At 45.0% G+C, this 18,153-nt stretch carries 20 protein-coding genes; 18 read left to right on the top strand and 2 right to left on the bottom strand.

Annotated features, from left to right (window positions below; all coding sequences use genetic code 11):
• Positions 1-47: 47 nt before the first annotated feature.
• Together EUBC25_RS02700 and EUBC25_RS02695 are read left to right on the top strand one after the other, a co-directional pair.
• Positions 48-770 (top strand): response regulator transcription factor, encoded by a 723-nt coding sequence (locus tag EUBC25_RS02700; protein WP_230106716.1) that lies wholly within the window; start codon positions 48-50, stop codon positions 768-770.
• A complete protein-coding gene (locus EUBC25_RS02695; RefSeq protein WP_230106715.1) occupies positions 767-2,185 on the top strand; it encodes a sensor histidine kinase in 1,419 nt (472 codons plus the stop codon). Before EUBC25_RS02700 ends, EUBC25_RS02695 begins: the two co-directional genes overlap by 4 nt.
• 64 nt (positions 2,186-2,249) lie before the next feature.
• On the opposite strand, the gene EUBC25_RS02690 is transcribed toward EUBC25_RS02695, so the two are convergent.
• Positions 2,250-2,909, bottom strand: a complete 660-nt coding sequence (locus EUBC25_RS02690) for a J domain-containing protein (protein WP_230106714.1) — start codon at positions 2,907-2,909, stop codon at positions 2,250-2,252.
• 154 nt (positions 2,910-3,063) lie between these two features.
• On the opposite strand from EUBC25_RS02690, the gene mnmM reads away from it, so the two are divergent.
• The 12 genes from mnmM to EUBC25_RS02630 all read left to right on the top strand — a co-directional run bounded on the left by mnmM (position 3,064) and on the right by EUBC25_RS02630 (position 13,787).
• On the top strand, positions 3,064-3,645 hold the full coding sequence (gene mnmM, locus EUBC25_RS02685) for a tRNA 5-(aminomethyl)-2-thiouridylate-methyltransferase MnmM (protein WP_230106713.1): 582 nt from the start codon (positions 3,064-3,066) through the stop codon (positions 3,643-3,645).
• A 72-nt stretch (positions 3,646-3,717) separates the two neighbouring features.
• A complete protein-coding gene (locus tag EUBC25_RS02680) occupies positions 3,718-4,047 on the top strand; it encodes a DUF4234 domain-containing protein (RefSeq protein WP_230106712.1) in 330 nt (109 codons plus the stop codon).
• An 11-nt stretch (positions 4,048-4,058) separates the two neighbouring features.
• Entirely contained in the window at positions 4,059-4,538 is a 480-nt protein-coding gene (locus tag EUBC25_RS02675) for a pyridoxamine 5'-phosphate oxidase family protein (RefSeq protein ID WP_230106711.1), read from the top strand.
• Between the two features lie 352 nt (positions 4,539-4,890).
• The gene (locus tag EUBC25_RS02670; protein WP_230106710.1) at positions 4,891-6,201 is read left to right on the top strand and encodes a phenylacetate--CoA ligase family protein; all 1,311 of its coding nucleotides are present in this window, start codon (positions 4,891-4,893) and stop codon (positions 6,199-6,201) included.
• A 1-nt stretch (position 6,202) separates the two neighbouring features.
• Positions 6,203-7,957 (top strand): indolepyruvate ferredoxin oxidoreductase subunit alpha, encoded by a 1,755-nt coding sequence (gene iorA, locus EUBC25_RS02665; protein WP_230106709.1) that lies wholly within the window; start codon positions 6,203-6,205, stop codon positions 7,955-7,957.
• The gene (locus EUBC25_RS02660) at positions 7,957-8,535 is read left to right on the top strand and encodes an indolepyruvate oxidoreductase subunit beta (RefSeq protein WP_230106708.1); all 579 of its coding nucleotides are present in this window, start codon (positions 7,957-7,959) and stop codon (positions 8,533-8,535) included. Before iorA ends, EUBC25_RS02660 begins: the two co-directional genes overlap by 1 nt.
• Positions 8,536-8,569: 34 nt before the next feature.
• On the top strand, positions 8,570-8,989 hold the full coding sequence (locus EUBC25_RS02655; RefSeq protein ID WP_230106707.1) for an ACT domain-containing protein: 420 nt from the start codon (positions 8,570-8,572) through the stop codon (positions 8,987-8,989).
• A 46-nt stretch (positions 8,990-9,035) separates the two neighbouring features.
• Complete coding sequence (locus EUBC25_RS02650; RefSeq protein WP_230106706.1) at positions 9,036-10,367, top strand: phenylacetate--CoA ligase family protein; 1,332 nt, start codon at positions 9,036-9,038, stop codon at positions 10,365-10,367.
• A gap of 16 nt (positions 10,368-10,383) precedes the next feature.
• On the top strand, positions 10,384-10,827 hold the full coding sequence (locus EUBC25_RS02645) for an amino acid-binding protein (protein ID WP_230106705.1): 444 nt from the start codon (positions 10,384-10,386) through the stop codon (positions 10,825-10,827).
• 207 nt (positions 10,828-11,034) lie between these two features.
• Entirely contained in the window at positions 11,035-11,475 is a 441-nt protein-coding gene (locus EUBC25_RS02640) for a MarR family winged helix-turn-helix transcriptional regulator (protein WP_230106704.1), read from the top strand.
• A 127-nt stretch (positions 11,476-11,602) separates the two neighbouring features.
• The gene (locus EUBC25_RS02635) at positions 11,603-13,072 is read left to right on the top strand and encodes a DUF1538 family protein (protein ID WP_256195790.1); all 1,470 of its coding nucleotides are present in this window, start codon (positions 11,603-11,605) and stop codon (positions 13,070-13,072) included.
• 28 nt (positions 13,073-13,100) lie between these two features.
• Positions 13,101-13,787, top strand: a complete 687-nt coding sequence (locus EUBC25_RS02630) for a P-II family nitrogen regulator (protein ID WP_230106703.1) — start codon at positions 13,101-13,103, stop codon at positions 13,785-13,787.
• A 140-nt stretch (positions 13,788-13,927) separates the two neighbouring features.
• Here EUBC25_RS02630 and EUBC25_RS02625 read toward each other — a convergent pair whose 3' ends face one another.
• On the bottom strand, positions 13,928-14,128 hold the full coding sequence (locus EUBC25_RS02625) for a cold-shock protein (protein ID WP_230106702.1): 201 nt from the start codon (positions 14,126-14,128) through the stop codon (positions 13,928-13,930).
• A 224-nt stretch (positions 14,129-14,352) separates the two neighbouring features.
• Between EUBC25_RS02625 and EUBC25_RS02620 the strand changes: the two genes are divergently transcribed.
• The 4 genes from EUBC25_RS02620 (at position 14,353) to EUBC25_RS02605 (ending at position 18,116) form a co-directional block, all read left to right on the top strand.
• A complete protein-coding gene (locus tag EUBC25_RS02620; RefSeq protein ID WP_230106701.1) occupies positions 14,353-15,765 on the top strand; it encodes an amidophosphoribosyltransferase in 1,413 nt (470 codons plus the stop codon).
• A 3-nt stretch (positions 15,766-15,768) separates the two neighbouring features.
• Positions 15,769-16,218 carry an RrF2 family transcriptional regulator gene (locus EUBC25_RS02615; protein WP_230106700.1) on the top strand — a complete coding sequence of 150 codons (450 nt, stop codon included), beginning with the start codon at positions 15,769-15,771 and terminating at the stop codon, positions 16,216-16,218.
• Between the two features lie 73 nt (positions 16,219-16,291).
• A complete protein-coding gene (locus EUBC25_RS02610) occupies positions 16,292-16,726 on the top strand; it encodes an RrF2 family transcriptional regulator (protein WP_230106699.1) in 435 nt (144 codons plus the stop codon).
• Positions 16,727-16,826: 100 nt separating this feature from the next.
• Entirely contained in the window at positions 16,827-18,116 is a 1,290-nt protein-coding gene (locus EUBC25_RS02605; RefSeq protein ID WP_230106698.1) for an O-acetylhomoserine aminocarboxypropyltransferase/cysteine synthase family protein, read from the top strand.
• Positions 18,117-18,153: the final 37 nt, after the last annotated feature.

Raw genomic sequence — 18,153 nt, 5'->3', positions numbered from 1 at the left:
ATGGTATATAATTGGGAAAGAAAAACAGGAAAGGAAGACTTTAAAGTATGGGCCAGGAATATTTAAAGAGGAAACGGATCCTCCTTGTGGATGACGAGAAGGAACTTTTAGATATGGTATATTCTATTTTAAAGGAAGAGGGCTATAGCAGTATCCGCACTGCTTCCACCCAGAAGGAGGCGGTGGAGACGGCCCGTTCCTTCCATCCGGAGCTGGCTGTTCTGGATGTGATGCTGCCGGATGGAAATGGCTTTTCTCTCTTTGAAAAGTTAAGAGAGATGGAGGACTATCCGGTTCTCTTTCTCACCGCATGCGGGGAGGATGAAGATAAGTTCAAGGGACTGGGACTTGGGGCGGATGACTATCTGGTCAAGCCTTTTCTACCCAGAGAACTGACTTTGAGGATAGGAGCTATCCTTCGACGGAGCTATAGAAATGAGAATCCCCTTGTCGAGCTGAAAGGATGTCAGATTGACTTTGACCGGGCAGAAGTTTTAAAGGATGGGGAGAAGGTTGCTCTTACCGCAAAGGAGTTTGAAATCCTCGGGGCCCTGTACCGGAACGCGGGCAGGATCGTGACCATTGACGCTTTGTGTGAGGCGGCCTGGGGTGAGAATCCTTATGGTTATGAAAATTCTCTGATGGCCCATATCCGGCGTATCCGTGAAAAGATTGAGGCAGATCCGTCTCATCCGGCATCATTGATCACAGTGAAGGGGCTGGGATATAAACTGATGACGGAGGATGGGCAGAGGGGAGCGGTAAGATGAAAAACGTATTAAAATTAGCTCGAAGGCTTGTTTTGACTTTGCTTTGTGTATTTGGGCTTCTGCCGATCTTAAATCTTGTTGTTCTGTTTAGTGTAACATACGGCTTTCAGTCTAATGGCCGTCCTTACAGTACGGCAGAAGAGGTGGCGGCAGGGCTTACGAAGACTGCAGACGGATATCGCTTGCCGGAGGAGATAGAGAACAGGCTGAAAGAGGAACATGTGTGGGCTTTTTTCGCTGAAGATGCAACGGGGAAAGTGCTGTGGCATACCGACAATCTTCCGGAAGAGATGCCGCTGACCTGTACTCCTTCCATGGCAGCAGAACTGACAAGGGGCTGCTTCCAGGACAGCCCCACTTTCCCGGCAGCAGCAGATGGAGGGCTTGTGATTATCGGATATCAAAAGCAGACATTTTGGAAACATCTTTATCCCGCCTGGGATTATAATATGGTCAAATATGCCGTTCCATTTGCTGTTATCATGATCGCTGTGAATATCGGAATTGTAATATTTATTTATCTTTTTACAGATATGAAGCTTTTGAAATCTGTGGGGCCTATTGTGGAAGGGGTAGAGAATCTGGCAAAGGGCAGGTCAGCCTATATTCCCAAGAAAGGGCTGCTTTCTGATATTGCAGGCAGTTTGAATCAGGCTTCTGAGATTCTTCAGTCCAGGAACAGGGAACTGCGGAAAAAAGAAACGGCAAGGGCAAACTGGATTGCCGGGGTATCCCATGATATCAGAACGCCGCTTTCCATGATCATGGGATATGCGGGACATCTTCTGGGAGATGCCAATCTTACGGACCGACAGAAAAAAGAGCTGGATGTGATCTGCCGCCAGAGCCAGAGGATGAAAAATCTTGTCAATGACCTGAATCTTGCCTCTAAGCTGGAATACAATATGCAGCCTACTGATTTGGAGGAAATAAATATTGTTGCGGTTGTGAGACAGACGGTAGTGGATTTTATCAATACAGATCCGGAGGAGAAATATCCGATACAATGGCTGACAGAGGATTCCCTTGGCATCTGTCTGGTGGAGGCTGACAAGGGGCTGATCGGGCGGGCAGCCGGGAATCTGCTTCAGAATAGCATCAATCATAACCCGGAGGGATGTTCCATTTATGTAACGGTAGAGAAAGACAAGGACCGATGCCGGATCCGGGTGGAAGACGACGGTCAGGGAATTACAGAAGAACAGCTGGAGAAACTGAACCATGAGCCCCATTATATGATGTGCGATGAAAACGTGACGGGACAGCGTCATGGACTGGGCCTTCTGATTGTCCGGCAGATTGCACAGGTGCATGGAGGAACCATGCAGATCGGACACAGCAGATATGGAGGATTTGAAGTCATCATTGATCTGCCCTGCAGGACGGAAACTTCGGAACAAAGAGTTTCCTATTGAATAACCAAGAGCTGCCGCATTAAAGCGGCAGCTCTTGGTACAGCTGGAAATAGAGAAAAATTTTTTAACCTAATTGTCTGTATGTAATGAGCTTATCCAGGTTGTTTAAAAATAAAGAAGCCTGGCTGGTGATTTTCCGTTTTTCCAAAGCAGATTTACATTGTTCCAGATAGCTGTCATACATAGAATAAAGAAGCGCATAAGGAAGATCCCTGTTCTGGCTCCACTGGAACAGCAGCCAGTTCATAGCGTGAGAGAACCAGTATTGCCGGGGAATTTCACCCTGTTCCAGAACCTGTATGTGGGGATAAGCCTCACCGGCAATAGCCGTCAGCCGTTCCTCATCCGGCTCCTGTCTGCCAAAACGTTTCGGTTTCAAAAGAAGAGCGCTTTCGCTCACCAGGCCGTTCAGCTTGTTGCCGGCTTCCCAGTAAGGAGCAAAATTAGGGGACAGAGGTCTGCTTTGCTCCTCAGCTCTTTCGGCCGCTGTCTCTCTTCGGATTGGATTTCTGATGCGGCGGTCGTAAATCCGCCGGCTGTTAGGATCGCTTAAAATCCGATAAGCAGTCAGCACATTTTGTATATAAGAAGTCGTATCAAAGCTGCAATTTACATTAGCATCCGGATGCATTTTTTTCACTAAAAAATTCTTGGCGTCTGCGATTTCTTTTTCGTCTGCATCCATAGGAACACCAAGAAGATCATAATAAGTACAGTCTTTCATATACATCTCCCCTTGAAAAATCCATCTATATACTCCCACTTATTATAATACGTCACGGAAGAAGGGAAATCAACCGCAGATTTGGAAAATGGCTGGTATTTCCAAAGTGGTTGGGGTATTCTTATAGAAGAGTTGCAGTGAAAGGAAGAAGAATATGACAGAGAATCGATGTGAAAATTTTTCCCGGATTACAGATTGGTGTCATGCTCTGATCCGGTCTTTGGCACCGCGGGAGGGAAACTATATTGATGCGACTATGGGAAAAGGGAATGATACCCTCCTTCTTGCAAGGTTGGCGGGAGAACAGGGGCAGGTTCTTGCTTTTGATATTCAAAAGGAGGCGCTGGATATGACAAAGGCGCTTTTGAAAGAAAATGGTGTGGAAGACCGGGCAAAACTGATCCTGGATGGACATGAACAGATGGATCGGTATGCAAAGAAAGAGAGTATGGATGTCATCTGTTTTAATTTCGGATATCTGCCCGGAGGAGATCACAATATTGCTACCGCCGCCAAAACAAGCGTTGCAGCTGTTCAAAAAGGACTTGAGATATTGAAACATGGAGGTTTTATGAGCCTTTGCATTTACAGTGGCGGAGATACGGGATTTGAAGAAAAAGAAACCTTACTTGCTTTTTTAAAGGAGCTTTCTCCCGGAGAATATACGGTAATCCTTCAGGAATACTATAACAGGAAAAATCATCCTCCTCTGCCTGTGCTTATATTTAAAAAGTGATCTGCGTCCCTCTTGTAAGAGGAAGAAAGGGATAGTATAATAGCACTGACAATTTTTTTTGGAGGATAGGATATGCAGAGAAGAAATATTGGGCTATGTGTGGTATTCGCCATCATCACATGCGGCATTTATATGTTTTACTGGATGTATCAGATCAATGAGACAGCCAGGAGAATCAATCCCCAGAGGTGGAATACAGACGGAGGAATGGTCATTCTCTTTACAATTATTACATGCGGCATTTACGGGTATTACTGGAATTACCAGATGGGAAAAGCGTTTCAGGTATTTCCGGATGTAACGGATAACAGTATTCTGTATCTGATCTTAAGCATTCTTAATCTGGATATTGTAAACTATTGTCTGATCCAGAATGATATTAACCGTTATACGCCGGAATAGGAGGGGAAAACATGAGAAGACCAAAACGTGAGATCAAAGATTTAAAAGATATTCAGGAGATTATAAAGGAATGTAAGGTGTGTCGGATCGGTATGCAAAGCCAGGGGAAGATTTATATTGTTCCCATGAATTTCGGCTGTGAATATGAGGACGGCCAACCGGTATTCTATTTTCACAGCGCAAAGGTGGGACGCAAGATTGAAACCTTTCGGGAGGAGCCGGAAGTTTGCGTGGAGCTTGATTGCCGCCATGGCTTGATGGAAGCGGAAAAGCCCTGTGATCACAGTTATTATTTTGCCAGCCTGATCGGAACCGGGAAAGCAAGAATGATGCAGACACCGGAGGAAAAACTGTACGGTCTGAAAGTAATTATGCGTCACCAGACGGGAAAGGACTTTGATAACTTTGATGAAAAGTGGATCAATGCGGTGGAAGTGATCAAGGTTAAGTTGGAAGAATATGCCTGTAAGCATCATGACGGGACGAACTGATTTTGTGAAACGGATATGAGAGGGAAAGCCGCTGGCTTTCTCTTTTGTGGTTGAAAGGAAATTTTAAAACAATCCTGTTCTGGAAAATTTTACAGCTGATATATATTAGCACTATTACAAAAAAAAATATTTTTCGCAAATTAATGCTTTAACTCGCGAAAGTAATGTGCTATAATATCCGCGTAGGCAATGAGCCGTGCAGAAATACAAGAAGACAAAACGCCTGCTTGCAGGCGGAGTTGGCGTCTTGTATTTCTATAGGGCGAAGCCCGTGAACGAGAACTCGGAGAGTTCGAGGGGCAGGGCAAAGTACTACAAAAGGATCAAGATTCTCAAAAAAGGAGGAACAGTCATGATTTGGGCAAAGGAAGAGACTCTGCCAAGAAGTGAAATAGAAGCAATCCAGTTAAAAAAATTGAAAGAGACAGTTCATTATATTTATGAGAAGGTTGCTCCTTATCGAAAAAAGATGGATGAAGCAGGGGTGAAGCCGGAGGATATCCGTACTTTGGAAGATCTGACGAAACTGCCCTTTACATATAAAGCGGATTTCAGAGACAATTATCCGATGGGACTTTTTGCAGTGGACAAAAAAGATCTTGTACGATTCCACGCAAGTTCCGGGACAACAGGAAAGCCGACCGTTGTAGGTTACACAAGGCATGATCTGGATGTATGGCTGAATAATGTTGCACGTATTGCCTGTATGGGAGGGGCGTCGCCGGACGATGTGGCACAGATTTCTTTCGGCTATGGAACATTTACCGGAGCGCTGGGTCTGCATGGCGGACTGGAGAAGATAGGCGCATCAGTGATTCCCATGTCATCAGGAAATACAAAAAAGCAGATCATGTTTATGCAGGATATGGAAGTAACACTGCTTGTGGCAACACCGTCCTATGCATTGCATTTAGGAGAGGAAATCCGGGCAAGAGGAATAGACCCCGCAAAGGATCTTAACGTACATATTGGTCTGTTTGGCGGAGAAGGAATGACGGAACCTATGCGGGATGAAATGCACAAGGTATGGGGAGAACAGTTCCTGTGCACGCAGAATTACGGTATGAGCGAGCTGTGCGGGCCGGGAGTGGCCGGAGAATGTGAGCAGCTTGCGGGAATGCATGTCAATGAGGATTGGTTTATTCCGGAAATTGTTGATCCAAAAACCGGAGAAGTTCTGCCCCCGGGAGAGAAGGGGGAACTGGTTGTTACCTGTCTTGGGAAGGAGGCTCTTCCGCTTGTGAGATACCGTACCGGGGATCTTACAAGGCTGATGTATGAACCGTGCAAATGCGGAAGAACAACGGTCCGCATGGAAAATCTTTCCGGACGTGCAGATGATATGCTTGTCATCAGAGGAGTCAATGTATTCCCGACGCAAATAGAGGAAGTACTTTTCCAGATTCCGGAGATCGGACCTCATTATGAAATCCTTGTGGAGAGAAAGAACCGACTGGATGTTATGACGATCACAGTAGAGCTTGTAGATGACAGACTGCTTGACAGCTACTCCATGTTAAGCGAGCTGGAGGCAAGAATAAAGAAAGGGCTGAAAGCCCAGCTGGGACTTGCCACTCAGATTAAGCTGGTAGCGCCTTATTCGCTTCAGAGATTTGAGGGAAAGGCAAAGAGAGTAACAGATTTGAGAAAGGATGGACTATAAAATGTCAGAGTCAAAGAAAGTAATCATGCTCGGCAACGAGGCGATTGCCAGGGGAGCATACGAAGCGGGAGTGAAGGTGTCAGCTGCTTATCCCGGAACACCGAGCACAGAAATCAGTGAATATCTGGTACAGTACAAAGACGATCTGTACTGCGAATGGTCACCTAACGAAAAGGTGGCAACCGAGGTGGCGATCGGAGCTTCTGTTGCCGGGACAAGAGCTATGTCCTGTATGAAGCATGTAGGATTTAATGTAGCAGCAGATCCAGCCTATACCGTTTCTTATATGGGAGTTAACGGAGGGCTGGTTATTATTGTGGCAGACGATCCGGGACTTTACAGTTCCCAGAATGAACAGGATACCCGTATGGTGGCAAGAGCAGCGCAGCTTCCTGTTCTGGAGCCGTCCGACAGTTCGGAAGCAAAAGAATTTATGAAGATGGCCTTTGATTTAAGTGAAAAATTTGACCGTCCTTTTGTTTTCCGTACGACAACAAGGCTGGCACATTCCCAGGGAATCGTAGAGCTTCATGAAAGAGAAGAAATCCCGGATAAACCCTATGAGAGGAATATTGCAAAAAATGTTATGATGCCCGGCAACGCAAAGGGACGTCATGTGGAAATTGAAAAGAGAAACAATGAACTTGCGGAAGAAGCAAATAGATTGCCAATTAACCGAGTGGAGATGGGAGATACCAAAATCGGCGTTATTACCAGCGGGATTCCTTACCAGTATGTAAAAGAAGCTTTGCCGGAAGCGTCCGTTCTGAAACTTGGTATGGTGAATCCGCTTCCAAGAAAGATGATCGAGGAATTTGCTTCCAAGGTTGAGAAACTATATATTGTAGAAGAATTGGATCCGGTTATCGAGGAACAGGTGAAATCCTGGGGAATCCAGGCAGTGGGAAAAGAGATTTTCACTGTTCAGGGCGAATACAGTGCCAATATGATCCGGGAGGCAATTCTGCATGAAAATCTGGAGCTTTCTGCTCCTGCAGCAGTGCCGGGACGTCCGCCGATCCTCTGTCCGGGATGTCCTCACAGAAGTGTATACTATGTGCTGAATAAGTTGAAAATCCATGCGGCGGGAGATATCGGATGCTATACGCTGGGAGCAGTGGCGCCCCTTAGTGTTGTGGATACCACTGTCTGTATGGGAGCCAGCATTTCCACCCTTCATGGTATGGAGAAGGCAAAGGGGAAAGAATACATTAAGAACTGGGTGGCAGTGATCGGCGATTCCACATTTTTACATACAGGAGTTAATTCCCTGATGAATATGATGTACAACAAGGCTACAGGAATCGTCATTATCCTGGATAATTCCACAACGGGAATGACGGGGCATCAGGATCATGCCGCAACAGGGAAAACGCTTCAGGGAGATCCTACTTATGCTATCGATATTCCGGGACTTTGCCGCGCCCTCGGCGTAAAACATGTCCAGGAGATCAATGCGTTTGATATTGAAACACTGGAAAAGGCAATTAAGGAAGAGGTAGCACGGGATGAAGTTTCCGTTATTATCACAAAGACACCGTGCGTTCTCCTTTCAAAGGAGAAGAAACCTCTGTATATTGCACATCCGGATAAATGTAAGAAGTGCGGAATGTGTATGAAACCGGGATGTCCGGCTATGACAAAGAATGAAGATGGAACCATCCATATTGACGATACGATGTGCACCGGATGCGGACTGTGCGATTCTCTGTGCAAGTTTGGTGCGATTGAATTAGTAAAGGAAGGTGACAGATAATGGCAGTAAAAAATATTATGATCGTAGGCGTCGGAGGCCAGGGAACTCTTCTTACCAGCAGAGTTCTGGGAGGACTTGCCATTGCAGGGGGATATGACGTAAAGCTGTCAGAGGTACATGGAATGGCCCAAAGAGGCGGAAGTGTTGTGACCTTTGTGCGCTATGGAGAAAAAGTGGCAGAGCCTATTGTAGAAGAAGGCCAGGCGGATGTCATTATCGCTTTTGAAAGATTAGAGGCAATGCGGTATGCTCATTTCCTGAAAAAGGACGGAGCACTTGTTATCAATGACTGGAGGATCGATCCCATGCCGGTGGTGATCGGAGCAGCCAAATATCCGGAAGGTATTCTGGAAGAGCTGAAAAAAGACCATAAGGTTTATGCGGTGAATGCTACAGAAGAATCTAAAAAACTGGGCAATCCGAAAGTGTTTAATATGATCGTACTGGGTGTGGCGGCACAGCATATGGATTTCTCAAAGGAAGACTGGTACAAGGTAATTGAAAGTACTGTACCACCAAAGACCATTGAGATCAACAAAGCCGCATTCGATGTGGGATATCACCTTGTTTCAAGATGATATAGAATTAAAGGAACCAAGAAGGAGGTGTCACATGCTAAAGCAACTATCAGTATTCGTGGAGAATAAGCCGGGTAGCCTTATGGAAGTTACATCCAGGCTTACAGAAGCTCATGTAAATATCCGGGCGGTCGCGTCTTTTGATACTCCGGAGTTTGGTATCCTTCGTCTCATAGTCGATAAGCCAGCAGAGGCGAAGGGTTATCTTACTGAACGGGGATTTGTTGTAAGAGTCAGCGACGTGATCGGCGTAGAGCTGGAAGATAAAAAAGGCAATCTCAATCAGATGTTGGCAATACTTGCAGAGAATCACATCAATGTAAGTTACATCTACTCATTTGTAATCCGCGAAGGACGCGCTCCGGTTCTGGTATTTAATACAGACGATTATCAAAAAGCAGCTTCCATTCTTAAGAGTGCAAATGTGAAGACAGTAGATGAATCCGATCTTTAGAACTGGTTTTATACCAGAAGAAATTAAGAATAGGAGTAAAATAAATATGGCAGGAGTATCATTAGAAAATTGGCAGGAAAGGATCAGAGATCCGAAAATTGAGTGTATGAGCAGGGATGAAATGTCAGCCCTGCAGAGTAAAAAACTGGTAGATCTGGTGCACAGAGTATACAATAATGTGGAATTTTACCGAAAGAAAATGGATGACCTCGGTATAGAGCCAGGGGATATCAAGGGAATTGAAGATATTGGAAAACTTCCCTTCACAACAAAGGAAGATCTGCGAGACAACTATCCATTTGGACTTCTTGCAGTTCCGCAAAAGCAGATTGCCCGTGTTCAGGGAACTTCCGGAACAACAGGTAAGCTGACCCTTGCTTCCTATACCCAGAAAGATGTCGAGGTGTGGGGAGAATGTGTAGCAAGAGCGCTGACTATGGCGGGTCTTACAGCAGAAGACCGTATCCATGTTTGCTACGGCTATGGACTTTTCACAGGAGGAATGGGACTGGACCTGGGTGCACAGGCTTTGGGAGCAATGGCAATTCCAATGTCGGCAGGAAACACACAGCGTCAGATGATGTGTATGGAAGATTTCGGCGCTACAGCATTTGCCTGCACGCCGTCCTATGCTGTTTATCTTGCAGAGTCTATTCAGGAGGCAGGCCTTGTAGATCATATGCAGTTGAAAGCTGGTATTCACGGCGCTGAGCCATGGACAGAAGAGATGAGAAAAAAGATAGAGGATATTCTCCATATCAACTGCTTTGATATTTATGGCCTGTGTGAGATTACCGGACCGGGTGTTGCGCTGGATTGCATCCACCATGAAGGTCTTCATGTATATGAGGATCATTTCTATCCGGAAATACTCAATCCGTCAACTCAAGAACCATGTGCAGATGGAGAGACAGGGGAACTTGTATTTACAACACTTTCCAAAGAAGGAATGCCTCTGCTTCGGTACCGCACGAAAGATCTTACAAGTATTGATCACAGTACCTGCAAATGCGGCAGAACACTGCCGAGGATCAGCAAGTTTACAGGACGTACTGATGATATGAAAGTTATCCGCGGTGTCAACGTATTCCCGACTCAGGTTGAAACGGCACTTCTGTCTATGGGCGGCGGAGTAGCTCCTCACTATCTGATGATCGTTGACCGGGAAAATAATATGGATGTTCTGACTGTCATGGTAGAGGTAGATGAACGGTACTTCTCCGATGAGATCCGGAAGCTGGATGAACTGAAAAATAAAGTCGGCGCAGTTTTGAAGCAGGCGCTGGGAGTGTCTGTACGGGTGAAACTAGTTGAACCTAAGACGATCCAGAGAAGCGAAGGCAAAGCCAAACGTGTGATTGACAACAGGCAGATGTAAGAAGGAGGGGAATATCATGGGTATTAGTAATACAGTACAACAGTTATCAGTATTTCTGGAAAACAGAGAAGGGCGTCTGGACGAAGTGCTTGACACACTGGCAAAAGGCGGTGTCAATATTGTGGCCTTAAGTCTTGCAGACACTTCTGAATATGGTATGCTCCGTATGATCGTATCAGAACCTCATAAAGGAAGAGCAGTTCTGAAAGAAGCAGGCATTACAGCAATGCTTACAGATGTGGTTGCTCTTAGAGTACCGCATGCAACAGGCTCTTTGAGCAGGGCAATGCATCAGCTGGTCGATGGCGAAGTCAATATTGAGTATATGTATGCCTTCGCAAATGGAAGTGATGCGGCTGCAGTTTTAAAAAGCGATGATCCGGGAAGAGTGATAGATATTTTGAAAGGCAGCGGATTTGATGTATATACTGCCGATGAGGCTTACCGGGCAAATGTTTAGTAAAAGAATCGAAAAATAATCAGTAAATGAGACTGTGTATATGCACAGTCTCATTTTATCTGTGAAGGATACTTTGAGGGGACCGGAGAGTGATAAAAGGGAGGCCTGATGTTAAGATTGTGCGAAGAATGAGGTGAGCGGTTTGACGGCAAGTGTAAAATCCGATATAATTACTAACATGGTTAGTAAAATGAAAGGTGATTTTGTATGTGTTTTGACAAATTGGCAGAGGAATTTATTGATACAGAAATGGTATTGTGTCATATTCCGGAAAATCAGCAGCTGATTAAAGCAATACATGGGGAAATGTTTGTACTGGGATATCTGTCTGAGCATGGAAAACGCGCCTATCCTAAGGAGTTAAGTAAAGCGCTGGATGTCAGTACAGCAAGAATTGCCAGGATGCTGAACCATATGGAGGAGAAAGGACTTATTGTACGCCAGGTGGACGGACAGGATATGAGACAGAAGATCGTCATTCTTACAGAGAAGGGAGATTCTTTGAGTGTGATACAACATAAGGAAGCAGTCGAGGCGGCCAGAAGGATTCTGGAAAGACTTGGCTTTGAGGATGCCTGCGAATTTCTCCGGATACAACGAAAAATGATTGACAGCATTGCGTGGGAAGTAACGCAGATGCAGCAATAAAGTAGAAAGGGGCAGTTTTTTGAGCAAAAGCAATCTATCACACACAGAAGCAAAGTTTCACAGGATAGAATTGAAACAAAATTTGAAAGAGAAATGTAAAGAAGCAGTAAGTGCAGTTGTGCCAATTATGGTTATCGTGCTGTTACTGTGCTTTTCAATCGCGCCTATGTCACCCAGTATTATGCTGGAGTACATAATAGGGGCAGTGATGCTGGTCATCGGAATGATGTTCTTTACACTGGGGGCAGAGATGGCGATGACCCCCATGGGGGAGCGGGTCGGCAGCAGTATGACCAGATCAAAAAAGCTTTGGATCATGGTGGTTCTGGGATTTGTTCTGGGCTTTATTATTACGATATCCGAACCGGATCTTCAGGTTTTGGCAGAGCAGGTACCATCGGTGCCGAACATGGTCATTGTCATAGCAGTAGCAGTTGGAGTGGGGATTTTTCTTGTGGTAGCTCTGCTGCGTATTTTGTTTTCTGTTCCGCTGCCGCCTCTTCTGGTGGTATTCTATGCGGTAGTTTTCGGGCTTGCACTTTTTACTCCAAAGGAATTTCTTGCAGTGGCTTTTGATTCCGGAGGTGTAACCACGGGACCAATGACAGTCCCGTTTATTATGGCCCTTGGTATCGGTATTTCTTCTATACGAAGCGATAAGCATGCGGCAGACGACAGCTTTGGGTTGGTGGCTCTTTGTTCTATCGGCCCTATTCTTGCGGTTCTTCTTTTAGGTATGATTTACCAGTCTGACGGAGGATATTACACAGCCAGCAGAATTACGGAGGTAGGGGATTCTGTGGAATTGGGTCAGTTATTTCTCCATGCTTTGCCGGAGTATTTTCAGGAAATTGCAGTTTCCTTACTTCCTATAGTAGTATTTTTTGGGCTTTTTCAAATTTTTTCTCTGCGACTCAAAAAAAGATCGCTCATTAAAATTCTTGTAGGTCTTTTTTATACTTATATTGGCCTTGTACTATTTCTTACAGGAGTAAATGTAGGATTTATGCCGGCCGGAAATTATTTGGGACAGCTTATAGCGCAGCTTCCATATCGCTGGATCATTATCCCCATCGGTATGTTGATCGGATATTTCATTGTTATTGCTGAGCCGGCCGTCTATGTACTGACGAAACAGGTAGAGGAGCTGACGGACGGGGCAATATCGGGAAATGCGATGAAGACAGGGCTTTCTATTAGTGTTGCGGTTTCTGTAGGGCTTGCCATGCTGAGAGTTCTCACGGGAATCTCTATCTTCTATCTCCTTGTACCCGGTTATGCGGCGGCGATTTTGTTATCTTTCTTTGTCCCGAAAATTTTTACAGCTATTGCTTTTGACTCGGGTGGTGTGGCATCAGGCCCTATGACAGCGACGTTTTTGCTGCCCTTTGCTATCGGGGCATGTACATCTGTAGGCGGGGATGTGGTAACAGATGCATTTGGTGTAGTTGCTATGGTGGCTATGACACCATTGATTACTATACAGGTAATGGGGTTGATCTATAAGCTGCAGGGAAAGAGTACGGAAGGATTGTCAGAGATGGAGCCTGCGCTTGGTCTGGATGCCCTTCCGGATGATGCAATCATCGAATTATAGATGAAAAATGGCAAAGGGAGATATGTGTATGAGTGAAGTATTTATGATGGTAACGATTACAGATCGAAAGCGGGCACCGGAATTTCTGGAATTTTATAAAGAAAATAAGGCAGAGGTCAGTATTGTTACCTTAGGAAAAGGTACGGCCAATGATGAGGTGCTGGATTATCTGGGACTGGAAGTGGCAGAAAAAACCGTGATTTTAAGTATAGTGACGGACAGTGTATGGAAAATGCTGAAAAGAGGTCTGCAAAGAGAACTTCAGATTGATGTGCCGGGAGTAGGGATTGCATTTATTGTTCCGGTAAGCAGTATTGGCGGAAAACGAGAACTGATGTTTTTAACAGAGAATCAGGATTTTGAGAAAGGTGAGGAGACAATATTGAAAGAGACCACACATGAATTGCTTGTTGTGATTGCAAATCAGGGATATAACGAGATGGTAATGGATGCGGCGAGAAAAGCGGGGGCGGCAGGAGGCACTGTGCTTCATGCCAAAGGCGTAGGTATGAAGCGGGCAGAAAAGTTTCTGGGAGTTTCTCTGGTATCGGAGAAGGAGCTTGTTCTGATTGTTACAAAGACAGAACAAAAAAATGAAATTATGAGGGCGATTATGAAAGAGGCAGGAATGGAGACAAAAGCTAAATCACTTGTTTTCTCGCTGCCTGTAACGAGCACAGCAGGGTTAAGACTGATAGAGGAAGAGGAAGAATAGAAATATAAAAATACCGGGACAGTATGCTGTCCCGGTGCCTTTTTAATCGCATTCGCATGTATTGCTTTTAAATATCTAAATCGGAATTGCTATTTATAATAAATAAAAGGTACATCTTACTCTCGATTAATTTTTAACCACTAAAGCTTTACTACATTGACAGCCTGTGGTCCTTTTGCGCCTTCGGTCACCTCAAATTCTACCGCCTGGCCTTCTTCCAATGATTTAAAACCATCCATGACAAGTCCGGAATAATGAACGAATACGTCATTTCCTGATTCATCGGAGATAAATCCATAGCCCTTCTGGTTGTTAAACCATTTCACAGTACCTTTGTTCATTGTACTACCTCCATAAAATAATAAAAAAATAAATTGGAATATGTGCAATCTACAGAATTGTCTGGAAATTGTACTCTCTAACACTAACATATATCAGAGGAAAAGTCAATGGAGACAGGCCGGAGTTTCCAAAGATTTTACCTTGTCTATACGAAAATTATCCTTTATAATAGACACGTATTTACAGGAGAACTGATTTTTATAATAAGGAGGCAGAAAATCACATGGGCGGTTTTTTTGGTGTTGCATCAAAGAAAGATTGTATATTGGAATTGTTTTACGGAGTGGATTACCATTCACATTTGGGAACAAGACGCGGAGGAATGGCGGCTCACGGAGAGGGGGGCTTTTGCAGAGCGATACATAATATTGAAAATTCTCCATTTCGTACAAAGTTTGAGCGGGATGTGGAAGAGATGGAAGGAAATCTGGGAATAGGCTGTATTTCAGATTATGAGCCGCAGCCGCTTCTGATCCAGTCCCATCTTGGAAGTTTTGCCATCACTACGGTAGGAAAGATCAACAATCTGGACGAGCTTTTGAGAAAGGCTTATGAGGACGGACATTCTCATTTTCAGGAAATGAGCGGAGGGCAGATCAACGCTACAGAACTGGTGGCCTCTCTGATCTGCAGGAAGGCTTCCTTTGTGGAAGGAATACGGTACGCACAGGATATGATAGACGGGTCCCTTACGCTTATGCTGATGACAAAAGACGGCCTGTATGCGGCAAGAGACAAATATGGAAGAACGCCTGTTGTGGTAGGAAAGAAAGAAGATGGATACTGTGTGTCCTTTGAAAGCTTTGCTTATATTAACCTTGGATATACAGATTACAAGGAACTGGGACCGGCGGAAATTGTTTATATTACGCCGGAGCATGTGGAGACAGTGGCGCAGCCCGGAGAAAAAATGAGGATTTGTTCTTTCTTGTGGGTATACTACGGCTATCCGACTTCTTCCTATGAGGGAGTCAATGTGGAAGCGATGCGTTACAAGTGCGGAAGCATGTTGGCAAAACGCGACGGAGACAGTGTGCATCCGGATATTGTTGCGGGAGTGCCGGATTCCGGCATTGCTCATGCAGTTGGATATTCCAACGAATCGGGAATCCCTTATGCAAGGCCTTTTATTAAATATACCCCCACATGGCCGAGATCTTTCATGCCCCAGAATCAGAGCCAGAGAAATCTGATCGCCCGCATGAAACTGATTCCGGTAAAGGAGCTGATCGTGGATAAGAAACTGCTTTTGATCGACGATTCCATTGTACGCGGTACCCAATTAAGAGAAACTACAGAATTTCTTTATAAGAGTGGGGCAAAGGAAGTGCATGTCCGCCCTGCATGTCCGCCGCTTGTGTACGGGTGTAAATATCTGAATTTCTCCCGTTCCAAATCAGATATGGAACTGATCACAAGAAGGATGATCCGGGATATGGAGGGAGAGGACTGTTCCGAACAGGTGTTGGAAGAGTATACAGATCCGGACAGCTGCCGCTATGCAAAAATGATTGAGGCAATACGGAAGCAGCAGAATTTTACAACACTTCGCTATCACAGGCTGGATGATCTGATTGCTTCTATTGGAATAGAACCCTGCAAACTCTGTACCTATTGCTTTAATGGGAAAGAATAGTCTATGAAGATATCTACAAAAGGAATTTATGCACTGGAGATCGTGGCGGATCTGGCAGTGCATACCGGCAATGGAAAGCTGGAGAGTCTGGGAAATGTTGCGCAGAGGAGAGCACTGTCGGAAAAGTACCTGGAACGGATTGTAAAGTCTCTGAAGGCTGCAGGAATTGTGGAAAGCACACGGGGAGCACATGGGGGATATGCCCTTAAGTGCTCCCCGGATCAAATTTATGTAAAAGACGTGCTGAATGCTGTGGAAGGATCTCTGGCACCGGTCGAATGTCTGACCCGCCCGGCAGACTGCCAGATAGATTGTGATGTCTGTCCTACAAGGGGGACATGGCAGCAGATATGGGACTGCATCCTGGACGTGACTGCAAAAGTGCGTATTTCAGATATTATGAAAGAAATGGAAAAGATGAAAAAAGATATTGACAGTCAGGAAAAAGCATAGTATAACTTAAAACATATAATATATATAAGTTTAGTAGGAATAAAAGGCGAAAGATATAAGGAGCAAAAGAAATATGAAAGTTTCAACAAAGGGAAGATACGGTCTTCGCGCTCTTGTAGACCTGACTGTCAGTACGATAGATGCGCCTGTTCCTCTGGCGGATATTGCCGGGAGACAGAATATTTCCCTCAATTATCTGGAGCAGGTATTTGGCCAGCTAAGAAGGGCAGGAATCGTAAGAAGCATCAAAGGATCAGGCGGAGGATATCGGTTGGCGAAAGATGCCCGACAAATTACAGTAAAAGAAGTTTTGGAAGCTTTGGAAGGCCCTTTTTCTATTGCGGAAGATTCCGGGAATCCGGCAGACCCTCTGCAAAGAGCGATACGGCGTCTTGTCTGGGATGAGATCGACCGGCAGGTCAACAGTTTTCTGGAAGAAAAAACGCTGGATGATCTGGCAAAAGAATATGAGAAGTCCCGGCAGGACGGAATGATGTATTATATTTGAAATTTTTATTTACGCATAAATCCTACTAAATTGATATATTATGTTATAAATAAAGTGGCCCTAAAATTTGTATCAGACACAGACAAAAGGAGAATACAACATGAGAAAAGACTATCGTTTTGAAACATTGCAGCTTCATGCAGGACAGGAACAGCCGGATCCCGCCAGTGACGCGAGAGCAGTACCTATTTATCAGACAACTTCCTATGTGTTTCGCAGCTGTCAGCATGCGGAGGATCGGTTTGCTCTGAAAGAACCTGGAAACATTTATGGAAGACTGACGAACTCGACACAGGACGTGTTTGAACAGAGAATGGCAGCTCTGGAGGGGGGAACAGCAGCCCTGGCGACGGCGTCAGGCGCGGCCGCAGTTACCTACACCTTTCAGAATCTGACCAGAGCAGGGGATCACATTGTAGCCAGCAAATACATATATGGAGGAACCTACAATCTTCTGGAACATACACTTCCTTCCCAGGGAGTGACGGCAACTTTTGTAGATCCCGATGAAGAAGGATCCTGGGAGGCAGCCATCCGGGAAAATACGAAGGCGCTTTTTGTGGAAACAATTGGAAATCCCAATGCGAATCTGGTGGATATGGAAAAGATTGCCAAGATCGCTCACAGACACGGGATCGTGCTTGTGGTGGACAGTACCTTTGCCACCCCCTATCTCTATCGCCCTTTTGAACATGGAGCAGATATCGTGATACATTCTGCGACAAAGTTTATTGGAGGACATGGGACAGCAATTGGCGGAGTGATCATAGAAGGAGGCAGATTTGACTGGAAAGCGTCCGGAAAGTATCCTGCACTGACCCAGCCGGATCCAAGCTATCACGGAGTTATATTTGCAGACGCTGCAAAAAATGCGCCTTTTGTTACAAGGATCCGGGCGGTTCTTTTAAGAGATACCGGAGCAACGGTAGCCCCTCTTCATGCATTTTTATTTTTGCAGGGACTGGAAACATTGTCTCTTAGAGTGGAAAGGCATGTGGAAAACACCCGTAAGGTGGTAGAGTATTTAAGCAGCCATCCGCAGATTGAAAGAGTCAATCATCCTTCTCTTCCGGATAATCCCTATCATGAACTTTATAAAAGAGATTTTCCAAAAGGGGGAGCGTCTATTTTTACCTTTGAAGTAAAGGGAAGCGAGGAGGAAACCCGGCAGTTTATCGACAGTCTGGAGATCTTTTCCCTTCTTGCCAATGTGGCGGATGTGAAATCTTTAGTGATCCATCCGGCAAGCACCACTCATTCACAGATGACGGAAGAAGAGCTGAAAAATTCAGGAATTAAAAGAAATACTGTCCGTGTCTCCATTGGAACAGAGCATATTGATGACATTTTGGATGACTTGGGACAGGCGCTTCGTGTATTAAGCAAATAAGAATAGATAATATGAACAATGAAGAAAGGAGAGCTCC

This window comes from Claveliimonas bilis (assembly GCF_020892095.1).
Classification (GTDB): Bacteria; Bacillota; Clostridia; order Lachnospirales; family Lachnospiraceae; genus Claveliimonas; species Claveliimonas bilis.
This window is presented reverse-complemented; position numbering and strand designations above follow the sequence as displayed.

Coding starts and splice junctions, on each gene's coding strand:
- EUBC25_RS02700 (WP_230106716.1), top strand. CDS start 48: ATGGGCCAGGAATATTTAAAGAGGAAACGGATCCTCCTTGTGGATGAC.
- EUBC25_RS02695 (WP_230106715.1), top strand. CDS start 767: ATGAAAAACGTATTAAAATTAGCTCGAAGGCTTGTTTTGACTTTGCTT.
- EUBC25_RS02690 (WP_230106714.1), bottom strand. CDS start 2,909: ATGAAAGACTGTACTTATTATGATCTTCTTGGTGTTCCTATGGATGCA.
- mnmM (WP_230106713.1), top strand. CDS start 3,064: ATGACAGAGAATCGATGTGAAAATTTTTCCCGGATTACAGATTGGTGT.
- EUBC25_RS02680 (WP_230106712.1), top strand. CDS start 3,718: ATGCAGAGAAGAAATATTGGGCTATGTGTGGTATTCGCCATCATCACA.
- EUBC25_RS02675 (WP_230106711.1), top strand. CDS start 4,059: ATGAGAAGACCAAAACGTGAGATCAAAGATTTAAAAGATATTCAGGAG.
- EUBC25_RS02670 (WP_230106710.1), top strand. CDS start 4,891: ATGATTTGGGCAAAGGAAGAGACTCTGCCAAGAAGTGAAATAGAAGCA.
- iorA (WP_230106709.1), top strand. CDS start 6,203: ATGTCAGAGTCAAAGAAAGTAATCATGCTCGGCAACGAGGCGATTGCC.
- EUBC25_RS02660 (WP_230106708.1), top strand. CDS start 7,957: ATGGCAGTAAAAAATATTATGATCGTAGGCGTCGGAGGCCAGGGAACT.
- EUBC25_RS02655 (WP_230106707.1), top strand. CDS start 8,570: ATGCTAAAGCAACTATCAGTATTCGTGGAGAATAAGCCGGGTAGCCTT.
- EUBC25_RS02650 (WP_230106706.1), top strand. CDS start 9,036: ATGGCAGGAGTATCATTAGAAAATTGGCAGGAAAGGATCAGAGATCCG.
- EUBC25_RS02645 (WP_230106705.1), top strand. CDS start 10,384: ATGGGTATTAGTAATACAGTACAACAGTTATCAGTATTTCTGGAAAAC.
- EUBC25_RS02640 (WP_230106704.1), top strand. CDS start 11,035: ATGTGTTTTGACAAATTGGCAGAGGAATTTATTGATACAGAAATGGTA.
- EUBC25_RS02635 (WP_256195790.1), top strand. CDS start 11,603: ATGGTTATCGTGCTGTTACTGTGCTTTTCAATCGCGCCTATGTCACCC.
- EUBC25_RS02630 (WP_230106703.1), top strand. CDS start 13,101: ATGAGTGAAGTATTTATGATGGTAACGATTACAGATCGAAAGCGGGCA.
- EUBC25_RS02625 (WP_230106702.1), bottom strand. CDS start 14,128: ATGAACAAAGGTACTGTGAAATGGTTTAACAACCAGAAGGGCTATGGA.
- EUBC25_RS02620 (WP_230106701.1), top strand. CDS start 14,353: ATGGGCGGTTTTTTTGGTGTTGCATCAAAGAAAGATTGTATATTGGAA.
- EUBC25_RS02615 (WP_230106700.1), top strand. CDS start 15,769: ATGAAGATATCTACAAAAGGAATTTATGCACTGGAGATCGTGGCGGAT.
- EUBC25_RS02610 (WP_230106699.1), top strand. CDS start 16,292: ATGAAAGTTTCAACAAAGGGAAGATACGGTCTTCGCGCTCTTGTAGAC.
- EUBC25_RS02605 (WP_230106698.1), top strand. CDS start 16,827: ATGAGAAAAGACTATCGTTTTGAAACATTGCAGCTTCATGCAGGACAG.